Raw genomic sequence first — 17,048 nt, 5'->3', positions numbered from 1 at the left:
GCCGCCCCCCCCCCGGACCGGACGCGCCCCCGGACCAGACCCGCCCCCGGACCAGACACGGACCCAGATCCAGATCCGGACCCGGACCCGGACCCGCCATCGAACCCATGCAAAAGGCCCCGCAGGCCCCTGGGGAAGGGGCGAGGCGGGGCCTTCGCATCAAGTGATGCTGACTCGGTCGGCGGTACGAGCCGCCGGTGAGCCGGGTGCGCCGCACCCGCGTGGCGAACGCAGGCCGTGTGCGGCGCGGTGGTGCACCGACCGGGAGCGGTGAGAGGGGCCGCTGGATCCCTGTCGGCAGAGGTCTTGCAGTTGCAGCAGCAGATGCTGCGAGGGGAGGAGGTCAGCGGCCGGAAGCGGCCGTGAGCTTCTCCCGGGGGAAGGTTCAGCCCTTGAGGGCGTCGACCTTCTTGGCCAGCGCCGACTTCTTGTTGGCGGCGGCGTTCTTGTGGATGACACCCTTGCTGACGGCCTTGTCGAGCTTCTTGGCCGCCTCGGCCTGGGCAACGGTGGCCTTCTGCAGGTCGCCGGCCTCGATGGCCTCACGGGTACGACGGATCGAGGTCTTCAGAGCCGACTTGACAGCCTTGTTGCGCTGACGAGCCTTCTCGTTGGTCTTGATCCGCTTCATCTGGGACTTGATGTTCGCCACGAAAGAGCCTTTTCAGGTTCGTTGGAGTTTCTAGCGCGCCTCGTACGAGAGAGGGCACGAAGCGCAGTGGACCAGGCTACCAGCAGGGTCTACGGCGCCCCAAACCGGCCCGAGGTCACCAGTACGGGCCGCCGGCCGGCTCGCCCGCTCCGTACGGCCGCCCACCCGGTCCGCACCACCGTCCACCGTCCACCGTCCACCCGCTCGTCCCGCCGGCCGGCCCGCTCCGTACTGCCGTCCACCCGGTCCGCACCGCCCAATCCGAACCGACTCCGCCGCTCATGGGACCATGGGGGAAGACGTCAGATACCCGAGTCCCGCCTACCCGCGTTCACTGAATGGACCCTGCGTGCCCGCGACCCCTACGAACGTGCCGGAACCGAGCCGTACCGACCCGGCTCTCCTCCGTAACTTTTGCATCATCGCGCACATCGACCACGGCAAGTCGACGCTCGCCGACCGGATGCTCCAGCTGACCGGTGTCGTCGAGCAGCGGCAGATGCGCGCGCAGTACCTCGACCGCATGGACATCGAGCGCGAGCGCGGCATCACGATCAAGTCCCAGGCGGTCCGGCTGCCCTGGGCGCCGAGCGAGGACAGTGGGACGACCCACATCCTCAACATGATCGACACCCCTGGTCACGTCGACTTCACCTACGAGGTCTCCCGCTCGCTCGCCGCGTGCGAGGGCTGCATCCTCCTCGTCGACGCCGCCCAGGGCATCGAGGCCCAGACCCTCGCCAACCTCTACCTGGCGATGGAGCACGACCTCACGATCATCCCGGTCCTCAACAAGATCGACCTGCCGGCTGCACAGCCCGAGAAGTTCGCCGCCGAGCTGGCCAACCTGGTCGGCTGCGACCCCGAGGACGTACTGAAGGTCTCCGCCAAGACCGGCGTCGGCGTGCCCGAGCTGCTGGACAAGGTCGTCCGGGAGGTGCCGCCCCCGGTCGGCGTCAAGGACGCCCCCGCCCGCGCGATGATCTTCGACTCGGTCTACGACGCCTACCGCGGCGTGGTGACGTACGTGAAGGTCGTCGACGGCACGCTCAGCAAGCGCGAACGCATCAAGATGATGTCCACCGGCGCCGCGCACGAGCTGTTGGAGATCGGGACGAACTCCCCCGAGATGACGCCGGCCGACGGTCTCTCCGTCGGCGAGGTGGGCTACCTGATCACCGGTGTGAAGGACGTCCGGCAGTCCAAGGTCGGTGACACGATCACCCAGCTCAACAAGGGCGCCGAGGAGCCGCTCGGCGGCTACAAGGACCCCAAGCCGATGGTGTTCTCGGGGCTGTATCCGCTGGACGGCTCCGACTACCCCGAGCTGCGTGACGCACTCGACAAGCTCCAGCTCAACGACGCCGCGCTGGTCTACGAGCCGGAGACCTCCGCGGCGCTCGGCTTCGGCTTCCGCGTGGGCTTCCTGGGCCTGCTGCACCTGGAGGTCATCCGGGAGCGCCTGGAGCGCGAGTTCGGCCTCGACCTGATCGCCACCGCGCCCAACGTGATCTACCGCGTGGACATGGAGGACGGCGCCGAGCACGAGGTCACCAACCCGAGCGAGTTCCCGACCGGCAAGATCGACAAGGTGCACGAGCCGGTCGTACGGGCCACGATCCTGGCGCCGAGCGAGTTCATCGGCGCGATCATGGAGCTGTGCCAGAACCGCCGCGGCAATCTGCTCGGCATGGACTACCTCTCCGAGGACCGCGTCGAGATCCGCTACACCCTGCCGCTCGCCGAGGTCGTCTTCGACTTCTTCGACCAGCTCAAGTCCAAGACCCGCGGCTACGCCTCGCTGGACTACGAGCCCACCGGTGAACAGGCCGCCGACCTGGTCAAGGTCGACATCCTGCTGCACGGCGACAAGGTCGACGCGTTCTCCGCGATCACGCACAAGGACAAGGCGTACGCCTACGGTGTGCGGCTGGTCGCCAAGCTGCGCGAGCTGATTCCGCGGCAGAGCTTCGAGGTGCCGATCCAGGCCGCCATCGGCAGCCGGGTGATCGCCCGTGAGACGGTCCGCGCCATCCGCAAGGACGTCCTCGCCAAGTGCTACGGCGGTGACATCTCCCGTAAGCGGAAGCTGCTGGAGAAGCAGAAGGAAGGCAAGAAGCGGATGAAGATGGTCGGCAGCGTGGAGGTCCCGCAGGAGGCCTTTATCGCGGTGCTGTCCTCGGACTCCGAGGGCGAGAAGAAGAAGTAACGAGAAGAAGAAGCAAGAAGAAGCCGCGGCAGAAGAAGCGGAAGCTGCGGGGCGCCGGGGCGCCGGGATCCTCCCGTACGGGGGCCCGGCGCCCCGGCGTCGTCGATGCTCCCGTACCCGCGTACCCCCGCCCCCCTCGCACCCTCATGCCTTCGTGCCTTCACCGGCGTGCATCGGAATGAATGCGGAGCGTGCCGTTCCGTAGTGGCTCGACCGGCGCGCCCGGCTGTGGTCTGGTGAGGGTGACCGGTGCGGCGCGACGTTATCGGGCGATGCGCGTGCTACGTACACCTATCGCATCGGTCACACCGAGAACCAGTGGGTCGCAGCCCCTTACGCGGCGACGCGAGGCGCTCTACTCTGATCACGCTCAAGGTTACTCGCGAGTCACCACGCAACGAAGCGGGCCCCGGAGGACGCCGTGACGGACACCTACACCCTGATCGAGAACCGGCCGCCCTCGGTGGCGCACCTCTTCCTGGAGCGGGTCGCGGCCACGCCCGATATCGAGGCCTTCCGTCATCCGGTCCCGTCGGCCTCCGGTCGGGGCCCGGACGCCTGGAAGGCGATCAGCTGGGCCCAGGCCGCCGACCGGGTCTACGCCGTGGCCGCCGGGCTGATCGCGCTGGGCGTACGGCCCGAGGAACGGGTGGCGCTGGCCTCCAACACCCGCGTCGAATGGATCCTCACCGACCTCGGTGTGCTCTGCTCCGGTGCTGCGACCACCACGGTCTACCCCAGCACCAACGCCGAGGAGACCGCGTACATCCTGGCCGACTCCGGCAGCCGGGTGCTGATCGCGGAGGACGCCGGACAGCTCGCCAAGGCCCGCGAGCGGCGCGCGGAGCTGACCGACCTGGCGTATGTCGTCGTCATCGACGAGGCGGACGCCGAGCCCGCGGCCGACGACCCCGAGGGGTGGGTGCTCTCGCTGGCGGAGCTGGAGCGGCGCGGCGCGGCTCATCTGGAGAAGCACCCCGAGTGCGTCAAGGAGCGGATCGCCGGGCTGAGCGCTGACCAACTGGCGACGCTGATCTACACCTCCGGGACCACCGGCCGCCCCAAGGGCGTACGGCTCCAGCACGACTGCTGGGCGTACATGGCCCGCGCGATCGAGGCGACCGGGCTGATCACCGAGGAGGATGTGCAGTACCTCTGGCTGCCACTGGCGCATGTCTTCGGCAAGGTGCTCACGGCCGGGCAGATCGCGACCGGCCAGGTGATCGCCGTCGACGGCCGGGTCGACAAGATCATCGAGAATCTGCCGGTCGTCCAGCCCACGTACATGGCGGCCGTACCCCGGATCTTCGAGAAGGTCTACAACGGCGCTGCGGCCAAGGCCCGGGAGGGCGGCGCCGTCAAGTACAAGATCTTCCAGTGGGCGGCCGGGGTGGCCCGCGAGTACGCCAAGGCGGCCCAGGGCAACTTCCAGCGCACCGGCAACGCCTCGGTGCCGTTCGCGCTCGGCGCCAAGCACAAGATCGCCGACGCCCTCGTCTACGCCAAGCTCCGGGAGGCCTTCGGCGGCCGGCTGCGCGCCGCGGTCTCCGGCTCGGCCGCGCTCGCCCCGGAGATCGGCTACTTCTTCTCCGGCGCCGGTATCCACATCCTGGAGGGCTACGGCCTGACAGAGTCCAGCGCCGCCAGCTTCGTCAACCCCGGCGAGGCGTACCGCACCGGCACGGTGGGCAAGCCGCTGCCCGGCACCGAGGTCCGGATCGCCGAAGACGGCGAGATCCTGCTGCGCGGCCCGGGCATCATGCAGGGCTACCACGGCCTGCCGGACAGGACCGCCGAGGTGCTGGAGGAGGACGGCTGGTTCCACACCGGCGACATCGGCGAGCTGTCCCCCGACGGCTATCTGCGGATCACCGACCGCAAGAAGGACCTGATCAAAACGTCCGGCGGCAAGTACATCGCGCCCGCCGAGGTGGAGGGGCAGTTCAAGGCGGTCTGCCCGTTCGTCTCCAATGTGCTGGTGCATGGCGCCAACCGGAACTTCTGCACCGCGCTGATCGCCCTCGACGAGCCGACGATCATGGACTGGGCGAAGGGGCACGGCCTGGCGGGGAAGTCGTACGCCGAGGTGGTCGCCACGGAGCAGGTCCGCGAGCTGATCGACGGCTATGTCGAGCGGGTCAACGAGGGCCTCCAGCGCTGGCAGCAGATCCGTAAGTTCCGGTTGCTGCCGCGCGATCTGGACATCGAGCACGGCGAGGTGACCCCCAGCCTGAAGGTCAAGCGGCCAGTGGTGGAGCGGGCGTTCCAGGACCTGCTGGAGGAGATGTACGCGGGGGCGCGGGAGGCGTAGCGGCGGCCTGTGCCGGGATGGCGGGGCGGACCGATGCGGTCCGCCCCGCACTGCTGCCTCCTTCGCGCACCGGCCAACTCCCCCGGTGTGTCAGCCGAATTGGACGCCGCGACCTCGCACTTCCGTGACTCGGTGCTTATGCGTGCGCTCGTTCTGTCACCCTGTCGGTGGCGCATCCGGCGCTGTAGCGGAGCTGTTCGGGAGTTGCTCAATGAGAACGACTGCGACGACAACTTCGTCTCCACGGGATGACGGCGTCACGGGGGCGCGCACGGCGGCGTGCGCGCCGACGCCGGAGGGTTCCGGCACGTCAGGTGATTCCGGCGGCCCTGGTGGCCCTGGCGGCCTTGGTGGTCCTGCCGGCCCCCGCGCCCGCACCCGGTGGGTCCGGCTTCCCGGGAACCCGCAGGCCGCGGCCGCCGCGCGGCGCTTCGTCCGCGAGTCCTTCGCCGACTGGACCGCTCAGCGGCTGCCCGGCGCGGAGGGTCTCACCGACCGCCTGGCGGACGAAGCGGTGCTGCTGGTCAGCGAGTTGGTCACCAACGCGGTGGTGTACGCCGGCACCACCGTCGAGCTGCGCTGCCGACTCGCCCCCGCGGCCGAGCCGTACGACAGCGCCGACCCCGGCCTCGACCCCGGCCTCGACCTCGGACTCGACCCGGGTCCCGGCCAGGATTCCCTGCCCGGCGTGGTCATCGAGGTCTCCGACCGCCACCCGACCCGGCCGATCCGTGCCCGCGCCCGCGCGGAGGGTGCCGCGGCCGACGGCCCCGCCTCCGAAAGCGGTGGCCGCGGGCTCCAGCTGATCAGTGCCGTCGCCGAATCCTGGGGCATCACCTACCGCCACGCCATGAAGGCCGTATGGTTCCGGCTCCCCGTGGACGCCCCCGGCGCCGGCGCCCGTCCGGAGCCCGAGCTTCCCTACGACGACCAGATCGAGATCGTCCACGGCGACCAGTGGGAGCACACCTCCGACGGTCGGCTGGAGCACACCTCCGATGGCCGGCTGGAGCACACATCTGGTGGGCGGCTGGAGCAGACATCCGGTGGCCGGTTGCTCCAGCGCGAACTGCGGGCCGCCGAACTCCTCGCCCCCGTACCTCGCCGCCCCACCCGCCCGGAGCCCGGCGCCGGCCGGGTCGACAACGGTGCCCTCTCCTTCCTCGCCGAGGCCTCCGACCTGCTCTCCGGTCAGCTCGACGCCGATCAGGTCGCCGCGCTCGCCGCCCAGTTGATCGTCCCCCGGCTCGCCGACTGGTGCGCGGTGTGGCTTCACGACGGCGATGGCGGTGCGTCCGGGCGGGGGCTGGAGGCGGCCGACGGCCAGGGAGCGCAGCGGCTCGCCCGCGTCTGGCACACCTGCGAGAGCCGGATCGACTCCCTCCGTGCGGCGCTGGAGAAGCAGTCACCGGAACTGCCGGGCGATGCCGCGCCCGGCAGCGCACCGGTCGCGGTCCCGTGGCCATGGCCGCACGAACCCGGCTGTGACGACCTGGACTGCGCGGACCCCCGCGGTGAGCACCTGGACTGTGCGGACCCCGGTGGTGAGCACCTGGGCTGCGGTGACCTGGGCGGCGCGGCGCTGGCCTGCCCCTTGGCCGTCGGCGGCCGTCGGCTCGGCACGCTGCTGCTCGGCCGGGGCGGGCTGCCGCGCTTCCCCGACGAGGTGGTCGGACTGATCGAGGACCTGGGCCGCCGGGTCGCCCGCGCCGTGGCCACCGCCCGCGCCTACCGCCGCCAGGAACGGATCAGCCAGGTCCTGCAGCGCCGGCTGCTGCCCCGGGGGAGGGCGAAGGTGCCCGGCGTGGAGTCGGCGGTGGTCTACGAGCCGCGCGAGGGCGCCTGGGCGGGCGGCGACTTCTGGGACCTCTTCGACGCCGGGAACGGCCGCTGGTGCTTCGCGCTCGGCGACGTCTGCGGCAGCGGGCCCGAGGCGGCCGCGGTGACCGGGCTGGCCCGGCCGGTGCTGCGGCTGCTGGCCCGAGGCGGCTTCGGCGTCGCGGAGGTCCTCGACCGGCTCAACAAGACCATGGCCCGGCAGGCCGCGGACTCGGTCGCGGCGGTCGCGGCGGCGATGGCGGCCGCCGGCGCGGGAGCGGAGGCCCCGGTGGAGGTCCGCGAGGAGAGTGAGCAGGCCCGGTTCCTCTCCCTCCTCTACGGCGAAATCGTCCCGTACCCCGGCGGCTCCGGCGGCTCCGGGGGCGCACGCTGCACCCTGGCCAGCGCCGGCCATCCGCTGCCGCTCGTCCTGGGTACGGACGGCGCGGTCCGGGTCGTCGCGGCGCCTCAGGTGCTGCTCGGGGTGGTCGAGGACGCCGCCTACGTCAGTGAATCGTTCGACCTCCGCCCCGGCGAGACCCTGCTGTGCGTCACCGACGGGGTCACCGAGCGCCGCTCCGGCCGCCGGCTCTTCGACGACGAGGACGGGCTGGCCAAGGCCCTCGCGGCAGGCGTCGGCCTGAGCGCCAAGGCCCTCGCCGATCACCTCCGCACCGCCGTCCACGCCTTCGACCCCGCCCCGCCCGACGACGACCTGGCACTTCTCGTGCTCAAGGCGGCGGGCGGCCTCTCGTAGCCGCCCACCGGCGAAAGCGACATCCACCAGTGCTCACCGGCCGGAATCCAGGCCGTCACCGGCCGGAATCCAGGCCGCCGGTCCTCTGACGGACGTTGTCGGTCCCATGACGGACAATGGATCCCATGCCTTCCGCACTGCCTGATGGTGAGCCGATGCCCGAGGACGGGGCGCTGCCCCGCCATGCGCTGGTGGGGGCCGCCCGGCGGCCCCTCGGCTTCTATCTGCATGTGCCGTACTGCGCGACCCGCTGCGGCTACTGCGACTTCAACACCTACACCGCGAGCGAGCTGCGCGGCTCCGGCGGCGCCCTGGCCTCCCGCGACAACTACGCCGACACCGTTGTCGAGGAGATCCGGCTGGCCCGCAAGGTGCTGGGCGACGACCCGCGCCCCGTAGAGACGGTCTTCGTCGGCGGAGGCACCCCGACCCTCCTCCCCGCCGCGGACCTGGGCCGCATGCTCGCCGCGATCCGCGACGAATTCGGCCTCGCCCCCGGCGCCGAGATCACCACGGAGGCCAACCCCGAGTCCGTCGGCCCGGCCTACCTGGAGGAGCTGCTCGCCGGCGGTTTCAACCGCGTCTCCTTCGGTATGCAGAGCGCCCGGCAGCACGTCCTGAAGATCCTCGACCGTACGCACACCCCGGGCCGCCCCGAGGCCTGCGTCGCCGAGGCCCGCGCCGCCGGCTTCCGGCACATCAACCTCGACCTGATCTACGGCACCCCCGGCGAGACCGACGACGACTGGCGGGCATCCCTCGACGCCGCCCTCGGCGCCGGCCCCGACCACATCTCCGCGTACGCCCTGATCGTCGAGGAGGGCACCCAGCTGGCCCGCCGGATCCGTCGTGGCGAGGTCCCGATGACCGATGACGATGTGCACGCCGACCGCTATCTGATCGCCGAGGAGGCTCTGTCAGCGGCCGGTTTCCACTGGTACGAGGTCTCCAACTGGGCCACCACCGAGGCCGCCCGCTGCCGCCACAACGAGCTGTACTGGACCGGCGCCGACTGGTGGGGCGCCGGCCCCGGCGCCCACAGCCACATAGGCGGCGTGCGCTGGTGGAACGTGAAGCACCCGGGCGCCTACGCCCAGGCGCTGGGGGACGGACGGTCGCCGGGCGCGGGCCGCGAGGTCCTGGCCGACGAGGACCGCCGTGTGGAGCGCATCCTGCTGGAGCTGCGGCTGCGCGAGGGCTGTTCCCTGTCCCTGCTGCGCCCGGACGGCCTCGCGGCATCCCGCAAGGCCCTGGCGGACGGTCTGCTGGACGCCGGTCCGTACGAGGAGGGGCGGGCCGTGCTGACGCTCCGGGGGAGGCTGTTGGCTGACGCGGTGGTCAGGGACCTGGTGGACTGATCACTCGGCGGGGTGATCTCACGGCGAAGCCCGCTTCACCGCCTTCTGCCGTTCTAGGCTGTCGACAACACAGCGGCAGGCGGGGACAGTTGGGTGGTTGGGCGCGGTGCGTGACCAGGCGATCATGGAGTACTTCGAGCAGTTCGAGCCGCCGGAGGGGGTGCGGGCGGAGCTGCTGCGCCGGAGCATCGTGCTGTCCGGGGGCCCGGATATTGTCCACAACAAGATCGTCACGAGAGTGATGAATCAGTTCCCGCGCGACGAATGGGCGCGCCTTCAGCTCCAGCACGTCGCGATCGCCGGTGAGCCGAGCTATCCGCGGCCCGACCTCGTCGTGATGGAGCGCGGGGCATGCGAAGGTGATGGCTGGCTCGTGCCGGCGTCGGATGTGACGATGCTGCTGGAGGTGGTCTCGGGAAGCAGCGTCGACCGTGACTACGGCCTCAAGCGATCCGTCTACGCAGCCGGGGGCATCCCGGCGTACCTCGTCATCGACCCGCACGATGCCCGCTGCGTACTCCTCACGGAGCCCTACGGGGCGGGGGAGGACGCCGACTACGAGGTCCAGCGCACCGTCCCGTTCGGTAAGCCGATCCGTATCGACGCCCTCGGCATCAAGCTCGACACCACCCAGTTCGGCACCCTGCCCGCCATCAACCGGCACCGCCGACCGTAACAAAATCAATCAACTCCTCCACCCGCCCCAGGAGTTGTGGCTCCAGGTCCTTGTAAGACCGCACGCCCGACAGAATCCGCTGCCACGCCGCCCCCGTGTTCTCCGGCCAGCCCAGCGCCCGGCAGACCCCCGTCTTCCAGTCCTGCCCGCGCGGTACGGCCGGCCAGGCCGGAATGCCGACCGACGACGGCTTCACCGCCTCCCACACATCGATGTACGGGTGGCCCACGACCAGCACATGCTCACCGGTCACCCCGGCCGCGATCCGGGACTCCTTCGAGCCGGGGACGAGGTGGTCCACCAGTACCCCCAGTCGTGCGTCCGGCCCGGGGGCGAAGCTGCGGACGATCGCCGGCAGGTCGTCGATGCCCTCCAGGTACTCCACCACCACGCCCTCGATGCGCAGGTCGTCGCCCCAGACCCGCTCGACCAGTTCGGCGTCGTGCCGCCCCTCGACGTAAATGCGCCCGGCGCGCGCGACCCGGGCGCGGGCGCCGGGGACGGCGAGGGAGCCGGACGCCGTACGGGCCGGGCCGCTCGGCGCCGCCTGCTGTCGCTGAGGGCGTACGAGGGTGACCACCTTGCCCTCCAGGAGGAAGCCGCGGGGCGTCATCGGGAAGACACGGTGTTTGCCGAAGCGGTCCTCCAGGGTGACCGTCGGGCCCTCGGCGGTCTTCTCACAGCGGATCACGGCACCGCAGAAGCCGCTGGTGACCTCCTCGACGACCAGATCGGGATCGGCCGGCACCTCGGGTGCGGGCCGCTGCTTCTTCCAGGGAGGCGTGAGGTCGGGACCGTACTGTCTGCTGCGCATGCGCCAGACGATAGGACAGCCGCGGAGGCGCGGCGGAGCGAAGGCGGCGGGAAAGCGCAGAGAAGGCAGCAGGTCAGGCGGCGAGAAGGCAACGGTCAGGCGGGAGAGGGCACCAGGCCAGGCGGTGAGAAGGCAGCGGGCCGGGCGGGAGAGGGCGGCGGGTCAGGCGGGAGACACGCCGAAGCGGGCGGCCAGCGCGTCCCGTTGTGCCCGGACGAAGGCGGCGTCCACCACGGCGCCATGGCCGGGCACATACACCGCGTCCTCGCCGCCGAGGGCCAGCAGCCGGTCCAGGGCCGCCGGCCACCGCCGCGGCAGTGCGTCCGGGCCGGCCTGCGGTTCGCCGGACTCCTCGACCAGGTCACCGCAGAAGACGATCTCGGGGGCGCCGTGCCGGCCGGGCACCAGGACGGCCAGGTCGTGCGCGGTGTGGCCGGGACCCACATTCGCCAGCAGCACCGGGCGGTCGCCGAGGTCGACGGTGAGCTGGTCGTGCACATGGTGGTGCGGGACGACGAGCAGGTCGGTGGCCTCCGCGGCGGCGTCCCGGTCGACACCATGACGGATCGCGTCGTGCCGCAGCGCGTCCTTGTCGCGGCGCAGCAGGTCGCCGAGGCCGGCCGCGCCGAATACCGCGACGCCGGCGAAGGCCGCGGTGCCCAGGACGTGATCGAAATGCGGATGGGTGAGCGCGATATGCGTCACGTCCCGGCCCAGCACACCGCGGACCGACCGGCGCAGATCCGCGCCGTCACGGATGGTCGCGCCGGTGTCGACGATCATGACGCCGGACGCCCCGGCGATCACCCCGATCGTCTCGTCCCAGCCCGGCATCCGGCGCCTGGCGACGCCTTCACCGAGCTGTTCCCACCCGGCCTCTTCCCAAGCAGTGCGCATACCGAGACGCTAGCCCCCTCGCGATGGCGTTGCCCGGCGGACCGCCTGATCATGGCCATCGACATCATGGCCGGCCAGCTACCACGTCGGCCACCTGCGACGATGGTGATCACGGTGAGGTGAGCGGACCATCCGGTGACGGCCGGCGGACCGTCCGAGGCGGCCGTCGGGCGTGCGTCGGGTGCGCGCTGCGTGAGGCGGGCCTTGCCGTGCCGGTGCTACCCGGCCGTACACTGGCTCATGGTCTGGCACTCGGCCCGGGTGAGTGCCAGGAGAAACGAGACGGCGGGACGGCCGGACTGGAGGTGCGCAGGATGCTCAGTGAACGCAGGCTGGAAGTGCTGCGCGCCATCGTCCAGGACTACGTCGGGACGGAGGAGCCGGTCGGCTCCAAGGCACTCACGGAGCGCCACAAGCTCGGGGTCTCCCCGGCCACCATCCGTAACGACATGGCCGCGCTGGAGGACGAGGGCTACATCGCCCAGCCGCACACCAGCGCCGGGCGGATCCCGACCGACAAGGGCTACCGCCTGTTCGTCGACCGGCTGGCCGGCGTCAAGCCGCTGTCCAGCCCGGAGCGGCGGGCGATCCACAGCTTCCTGGACGGCGCGGTCGACCTGGACGATGTGGTGGGCCGCACGGTCCGGCTGCTGGCGCAGCTGACCCGGCAGGTCGCGGTGGTGCAGTACCCGTCGCTGACCCGGTCCACGGTCCGGCACGTCGAGCTGCTGGCGCTGGCCCCGGCCCGCCTGATGCTCGTACTGATCACGGACACCGGACGGGTCGAGCAGCGGCTGGTCGACTGCCAGGCGCCGTTCGCCGAGGCCTCCCTGGCCGACCTCCGGGCGCGGCTGAACAGCCGGGTCGTGGGGCGCCGGTTCACGGACGTGCCCCAGTTGGTGCAGGATCTTCCGGAGTCCTTCGAACAGGAGGACCGCGGCACGGTCTCGACAGTGCTGTCGGTGTTGCTGGAGACTCTGGTGGAGGAGACCGAAGAGCGGCTGCTGATCGGCGGTACGGCTAATCTCACCCGCTTCGGGCACGATTTCCCCCTGACCATCCGTCCGGTACTGGAGGCCCTTGAGGAGCATGTGGTGCTGCTCAAGCTCCTCGGGGAGGCCAAGGACTCGGGCATGACCGTACGTATCGGGCATGAGAACGCCCATGAAGGCCTGACCTCGACCTCGGTGGTCACGGTCGGTTACGGTTCGGGCGACGAGGCAGTCGCCAAACTCGGCGTGGTCGGACCGACCCGCATGGATTACCCCGGAACGATGGGAGCGGTACGCGCAGTGGCACGTTACGTCGGACAGATCCTGGCGGAGTCGTAAGTGGCCACGGATTACTACGCGGTCCTGGGCGTACAGCGCGATGCCTCGCAGGACCAGATCAAGAAGGCGTTCCGCCGGCTGGCGCGCGAGCTGCACCCGGACGTGAACCCGGACCCCAAGACCCAGGAGCGGTTCAAGGAGATCAACGCCGCTTACGAGGTCCTGTCGGATCCGCAGAAGAAGCAGGTCTACGACCTCGGCGGCGACCCGCTCTCGCAGTCCGGCGGCGCCGGTGGCGGCGCGGGCTTCGGCGCGGGCTTCGGCAACTTCTCGGACATCATGGACGCCTTCTTCGGCACCGCGTCGCAGCGCGGCCCGCGGTCGCGGACCCGCCGCGGCCAGGACGCCATGATCCGGCTCGATGTCGAGCTGAGCGAAGCGGCCTTCGGTACGACCAAGGACATCCAGGTCGACACCGCAGTGGTGTGCACGACCTGCACCGGCGAGGGCGCCGCCCCCGGCACCTCCGCCCAGACCTGCGACATGTGCCGCGGCCGTGGTGAGGTCTCCCAGGTCACCCGGTCCTTCCTCGGCCAGGTCATGACGTCGCGGCCGTGTCCGCAGTGCCAGGGCTTCGGTACGGTCGTGCCGACGCCGTGCCCCGAGTGCGCCGGCGACGGACGGATCCGCTCCCGCCGGACCCTGACCGTCAAGATCCCGGCCGGTGTCGACAACGGCACCCGCATCCAGCTCGCGGGCGAGGGCGAGGTCGGCCCCGGCGGCGGCCCCGCCGGTGACCTCTACGTCGAGATCCACGAGCTGCCGCACCCGGTCTTCCAGCGGCGCGGCGACGATCTGCACTGCACGGTCACCATTCCGATGACGGCGGCGGCGCTGGGCACGAAGTGCCCGCTGGAGACGCTCGACGGGGTGGAGGAGGTCGACGTCCGGCCCGGCACCCAGTCCGGCCAGTCGATCCCGCTGCACCAGCGCGGGGTGACCCACCTGCGCGGCAACGGCCGCGGCGACCTGATCGTCCACGTCGAGGTGCAGACGCCCGGCAAGCTCGACCCCGAGCAGGAGGAGCTGCTGCGCCGGCTCGCCAAGCTGCGCGGCGAGGAACGGCCCACGGGGCAGTTCCAGCCGGGGCAGCAGGGGCTGTTCTCGCGGTTGAAGGATGCGTTCAACGGGCGGTAGGCGAGGGGCCGGGGGTCCGGGGGGTGTCCCCCGGGCAGGCACAGTCAGCCGGGGCAGCAGGGGCTGTTCTCGCGCCTGAAGGACGCCTTCAACGGGCGGTAGGCGGGTCCGGCTTTAACGGGCGGTAGGCGGGTCCGGCCGGGGTCCGCCCCGGTTCGGAGCGGCGCGGTGGGCGTGACACGATGTGCGCATGCCCACCGCGCTGACCGATCTCTGCCGTCATCCGATCGTGCAGGCCCCCATGGCCGGGGGCGGCTCAGGCCCCGCGCTGGCCGCCGCCGTCTGTGGCGCCGGCGGCCTCGGCTTCCTCGCCGCCGGCTACAAAACCGCCGACGGCATGTACCAGGAGATCAAACAGCTGCGGTCGCTGACCGACGGGCCCTTCGGCGTCAACCTCTTCATGCCGCAGCCCGCCCTGTCCGACAGCTCCGCCGTCGACGTCTACCGCGAGCAGCTCGCCGGTGAGGCCGCCTGGTACGAGACCGAACTCGGCGACACCGACGGGCCCGCCGACGACGGTTACGAGGCCAAGCTCGCGATCCTGCGGGAGGACCCGGTGCCGGTGGTGTCCTTCACCTTCGGCTGCCCCCCGCGCGCCGTCCTCGACGCCTTCGCCGAGGTCGGTACGTACACCGTCGTCACCGCCACCACCGTCGCCGAGGCCCAGGCCGCTCAGTGGTCGGGCGCGGACGCGGTCTGTGTGCAGGGCGTGGAGGCCGGCGGTCACCAGGGCACCCACCGGGACGATCCGCACGCGGACGGGACCGGCGCGAGCCTGGGGCTGCTGGCGCTGCTCGGCCAGGTCCGCGAGGCGGTGCGGATCCCGGTGATCGCCGCGGGCGGGCTGATGCGCGGGGCGCAGATCGCCGCCGTACTGGCCGCCGGGGCGACCATGGCGCAGCTGGGCACCGCCTTCCTCGCCACCCCCGAGTCGGGCGCCAGCCCGCTGCACAAGCAGGCGCTCACCAACCCCCTGTTCACTCATACGGAGTTGACCCGGGCGTTCTCCGGACGGCCGGCCCGCGGGCTGGTGAACCGTTTCCTGCGCGAGCACGGCCCGTACGCGCCGGCCGCCTACCCCGCCGTCCACTACCTCACCTCCACCGTGCGCAAGGCCGCCGCCAGGGCGGGCGACCCGCAGGGCATGAACCTCTGGGCGGGCCAGGGCCACCGGCTGGCCCGGCAGATGCCCGCCGCGCGGCTCGTCGAGGTCCTGGCCACCGAACTGGACGTGGCGCGCGCCGCGTTGACCCGTCCCACCCCCGGAAGTGCCTCATGACCGCGCCCGTCTTCCTCATCGATTCGCTCGCGGACGTACGGGCCGGCGGCACTCTGACGCTGGACGGCCCCGAGGGGCGGCACGCGGTGTCGGTGCGCCGGCTGCGGGCCGGCGAGGAGATCGTGCTCACGGACGGCCAGGGCGCCGGCGCCTACGGCACGGTGGCCGCTGTCGAGGGCAAGGACCGGCTCACCGTCGCCGTCGCGGAACTCCGCACCGAGGAGCCGCCGAGCCCGGCCATCACCGTTGTCCAGGCGCTGCCCAAGGGCGACCGCGGCGAACTGGCCGTCGAGACGATGACCGAGACCGGTGTGGACGCCATCGTGCCCTGGCCGGCGGCGCGTTGTGTCACCCAGTGGAAGGGCGAGCGGGCCGCCAAATCGCTGGGCAAGTGGCGTGCCACGGCCCGGGAGGCCGGCAAGCAGTCGCGTCGGCTGACCTTCCCCGAGGTCGCCGACCCGCTGACGACGAAGCAGGTGGCGGCGCTGCTCGCGGACGCGGACTTCGCCGCCGTCCTCCACGAGGAGGGCAGCTCCCCGCTCGCCACCGCCGAACTCCCCGCCACCGGCCGGATCGTGCTCGTCGTCGGCCCCGAGGGCGGCGTCTCCCCGGAGGAGCTCGCCACCTTCGCCGAGGCCGGCGCCACGCCGTACCGGCTGGGCCCGACGGTCCTCCGCACCTCGACGGCCGGCACCGCGGCGACGGCCCTTCTTCTGGGGCGTACGGGCCGCTGGAGTTGAGCGCGACGGCCGCCCGGTGCCGCGGTGGCGCCGGACGGCCGTCGCCGTCGTCGCGTCAGACGAGCTGGGCGTCCAGCGTGATGTTCTTGACGCCCGCCAGCGCCTGGCTCACCGGGCAGTTCTTCTTGGCGTCCTCGGCCGCCGCCTGGAACTCCTCCTCCGACAGGCCGGGGACGCTGGCCTTGACCGTCAGGGCGATGGCGGTGATGCCCTCGCCCGGCTGGAAGGTGACGTCCGCCTTAGTGTCGAGGGCGGCGACGGTGTAGCCCTTGCCCGCCAGGCCGTGCGAGAAGGCCATGGAGTAGCAGGAGGAGTGGGCGGCCGCGATCAGCTCCTCAGGGCTGGTGACGCCGTTCGGCTGCTCCGCGCGGGCGGGCCAGTTCACGTCGTACGTACCGACGTTGGAGGAGGCGAGGGACACCTGGCCCTTGCCCTCCATGAGGTTGCCTTCCCAGTGGGTCAGAGCGGTGCGCGTGGTTGCCATGGTGCATAACTCCCGGTTGTGGGCGAAAGTGATCGGTGGTCAGTGGTCAGCTTAGTGAGCCGGAGAGGACCGGCGCCCGTTCGCCGCCGGGGTGTGTGCGAGGGGCGCCCGCGCCGTGTGCGGGTGCGGTGGCCACCCCCGTACGCCCCGCCCGGTAGCATCCGAGGCCGTACGTACCGTACGTACCGCGCGTATGACGGATGATCCGGGAGGAGCCACCTGTGGCGGGTGAAGCGCAGGCCGACTGCCTGTTCTGCAAGATCGTGGCGGGGGAGGTGCCGGCGACCATCGTCCGGGAGACCGAGACCACTGTCGCGTTCCGCGACATCAACCCCCAGGCGCCGACGCACGTCCTGGTCATCCCCAGGGTGCACTACCCCGACGCCGCGTCCCTGGCGGCCGCCGAACCGCAGGTCATCGCCGACATACTGCGTGAGTCCCGCGAGGTCGCCGCCACGGACGACATCGAGGGCTCGGGCTACCGGGTCATCTTCAACACCGGCGCCGGCGCGGGCCAGACCGTCTTCCACGCCCATCTGCACGTGCTGGGCGGCCGCGGTCTCCAGTGGCCCCCCGGGTAAGCAG

14 protein-coding genes are annotated in these 17,048 nt (G+C 71.4%); 10 read left to right on the top strand and 4 right to left on the bottom strand.

The window, feature by feature from the left end; translation table 11 throughout:
* Window positions 1–385: 385 nt before the first annotated feature.
* Entirely contained in the window at window positions 386–652 is a 267-nt protein-coding gene (gene rpsT / locus ACFY12_RS26700; RefSeq protein WP_362914367.1) for a 30S ribosomal protein S20, read from the bottom strand.
* Between the two features lie 349 nt (window positions 653–1,001).
* Here rpsT and lepA point away from each other — a divergent pair, with 349 nt between their 5' ends.
* From lepA to ACFY12_RS26675, 5 genes are all read left to right on the top strand, one after another.
* A complete protein-coding gene (gene lepA, locus ACFY12_RS26695) occupies window positions 1,002–2,861 on the top strand; it encodes a translation elongation factor 4 (protein WP_390718432.1) in 1,860 nt (619 codons plus the stop codon).
* Between the two features lie 421 nt (window positions 2,862–3,282).
* On the top strand, window positions 3,283–5,172 hold the full coding sequence (locus ACFY12_RS26690) for an AMP-dependent synthetase/ligase (protein WP_390718431.1): 1,890 nt from the start codon (window positions 3,283–3,285) through the stop codon (window positions 5,170–5,172).
* A gap of 211 nt (window positions 5,173–5,383) precedes the next feature.
* Window positions 5,384–7,747: a SpoIIE family protein phosphatase gene (locus ACFY12_RS26685; protein ID WP_390718430.1), complete on the top strand. Its 2,364-nt coding sequence runs from the start codon at window positions 5,384–5,386 to the stop codon at window positions 7,745–7,747.
* Between the two features lie 125 nt (window positions 7,748–7,872).
* Window positions 7,873–9,105, top strand: a complete 1,233-nt coding sequence (hemW, locus tag ACFY12_RS26680) for a radical SAM family heme chaperone HemW (RefSeq protein ID WP_390718429.1) — start codon at window positions 7,873–7,875, stop codon at window positions 9,103–9,105.
* 106 nt (window positions 9,106–9,211) lie between these two features.
* On the top strand, window positions 9,212–9,781 hold the full coding sequence (locus ACFY12_RS26675) for a Uma2 family endonuclease (RefSeq protein ID WP_390718526.1): 570 nt from the start codon (window positions 9,212–9,214) through the stop codon (window positions 9,779–9,781).
* On the opposite strand, the gene ACFY12_RS26670 is transcribed toward ACFY12_RS26675, so the two are convergent.
* Window positions 9,759–10,595: a DUF3097 domain-containing protein gene (locus tag ACFY12_RS26670; RefSeq protein WP_390718428.1), complete on the bottom strand. Its 837-nt coding sequence runs from the start codon at window positions 10,593–10,595 to the stop codon at window positions 9,759–9,761. The two genes, ACFY12_RS26675 and ACFY12_RS26670, sit on opposite strands and share 23 nt — an antisense overlap.
* A gap of 162 nt (window positions 10,596–10,757) precedes the next feature.
* The gene (locus ACFY12_RS26665; RefSeq protein WP_390718427.1) at window positions 10,758–11,492 is read right to left on the bottom strand and encodes an MBL fold metallo-hydrolase; all 735 of its coding nucleotides are present in this window, start codon (window positions 11,490–11,492) and stop codon (window positions 10,758–10,760) included.
* Between the two features lie 314 nt (window positions 11,493–11,806).
* Between ACFY12_RS26665 and hrcA the strand changes: the two genes are divergently transcribed.
* The 4 genes from hrcA to ACFY12_RS26645 all read left to right on the top strand — a co-directional run bounded on the left by hrcA (window position 11,807) and on the right by ACFY12_RS26645 (window position 15,979).
* Complete coding sequence (gene hrcA, locus ACFY12_RS26660; protein WP_390718426.1) at window positions 11,807–12,823, top strand: heat-inducible transcriptional repressor HrcA; 1,017 nt, start codon at window positions 11,807–11,809, stop codon at window positions 12,821–12,823.
* Window positions 12,824–13,960: a molecular chaperone DnaJ gene (dnaJ, locus tag ACFY12_RS26655; protein ID WP_390718425.1), complete on the top strand. Its 1,137-nt coding sequence runs from the start codon at window positions 12,824–12,826 to the stop codon at window positions 13,958–13,960.
* 190 nt (window positions 13,961–14,150) lie between these two features.
* Window positions 14,151–15,239: a nitronate monooxygenase gene (locus ACFY12_RS26650; protein WP_390718424.1), complete on the top strand. Its 1,089-nt coding sequence runs from the start codon at window positions 14,151–14,153 to the stop codon at window positions 15,237–15,239.
* Window positions 15,236–15,979: a 16S rRNA (uracil(1498)-N(3))-methyltransferase gene (locus ACFY12_RS26645; RefSeq protein ID WP_390718423.1), complete on the top strand. Its 744-nt coding sequence runs from the start codon at window positions 15,236–15,238 to the stop codon at window positions 15,977–15,979. Before ACFY12_RS26650 ends, ACFY12_RS26645 begins: the two co-directional genes overlap by 4 nt.
* 55 nt (window positions 15,980–16,034) lie before the next feature.
* On the opposite strand, the gene ACFY12_RS26640 is transcribed toward ACFY12_RS26645, so the two are convergent.
* Window positions 16,035–16,463 carry an OsmC family protein gene (locus ACFY12_RS26640; protein ID WP_390718422.1) on the bottom strand — a complete coding sequence of 143 codons (429 nt, stop codon included), beginning with the start codon at window positions 16,461–16,463 and terminating at the stop codon, window positions 16,035–16,037.
* Window positions 16,464–16,684: 221 nt separating this feature from the next.
* On the opposite strand from ACFY12_RS26640, the gene ACFY12_RS26635 reads away from it, so the two are divergent.
* Window positions 16,685–17,044, top strand: coding sequence for a histidine triad nucleotide-binding protein (locus ACFY12_RS26635; protein WP_390718421.1), 360 nt, complete (start codon window positions 16,685–16,687; stop codon window positions 17,042–17,044).
* Window positions 17,045–17,048 lie beyond the last annotated feature (4 nt).

The organism is Streptomyces sp. NPDC001339 (assembly GCF_042895955.1).
Taxonomy (GTDB): domain Bacteria; phylum Actinomycetota; class Actinomycetes; order Streptomycetales; family Streptomycetaceae; genus Streptomyces.
This window is presented reverse-complemented; position numbering and strand designations above follow the sequence as displayed.

Bases quoted from the DNA above. Each gene is read 5' to 3' on its own strand.
- ACFY12_RS26650 (WP_390718424.1), top strand. From the start codon at position 14,151: ATGCCCACCGCGCTGACCGATCTCTGCCGTCATCCGATCGTGCAGGCC.
- ACFY12_RS26685 (WP_390718430.1), top strand. From the start codon at position 5,384: ATGAGAACGACTGCGACGACAACTTCGTCTCCACGGGATGACGGCGTC.
- ACFY12_RS26665 (WP_390718427.1), bottom strand. From the start codon at position 11,492: ATGCGCACTGCTTGGGAAGAGGCCGGGTGGGAACAGCTCGGTGAAGGC.
- ACFY12_RS26640 (WP_390718422.1), bottom strand. From the start codon at position 16,463: ATGGCAACCACGCGCACCGCTCTGACCCACTGGGAAGGCAACCTCATG.
- ACFY12_RS26670 (WP_390718428.1), bottom strand. From the start codon at position 10,595: ATGCGCAGCAGACAGTACGGTCCCGACCTCACGCCTCCCTGGAAGAAG.
- ACFY12_RS26645 (WP_390718423.1), top strand. From the start codon at position 15,236: ATGACCGCGCCCGTCTTCCTCATCGATTCGCTCGCGGACGTACGGGCC.
- hemW (WP_390718429.1), top strand. From the start codon at position 7,873: ATGCCTTCCGCACTGCCTGATGGTGAGCCGATGCCCGAGGACGGGGCG.
- hrcA (WP_390718426.1), top strand. From the start codon at position 11,807: ATGCTCAGTGAACGCAGGCTGGAAGTGCTGCGCGCCATCGTCCAGGAC.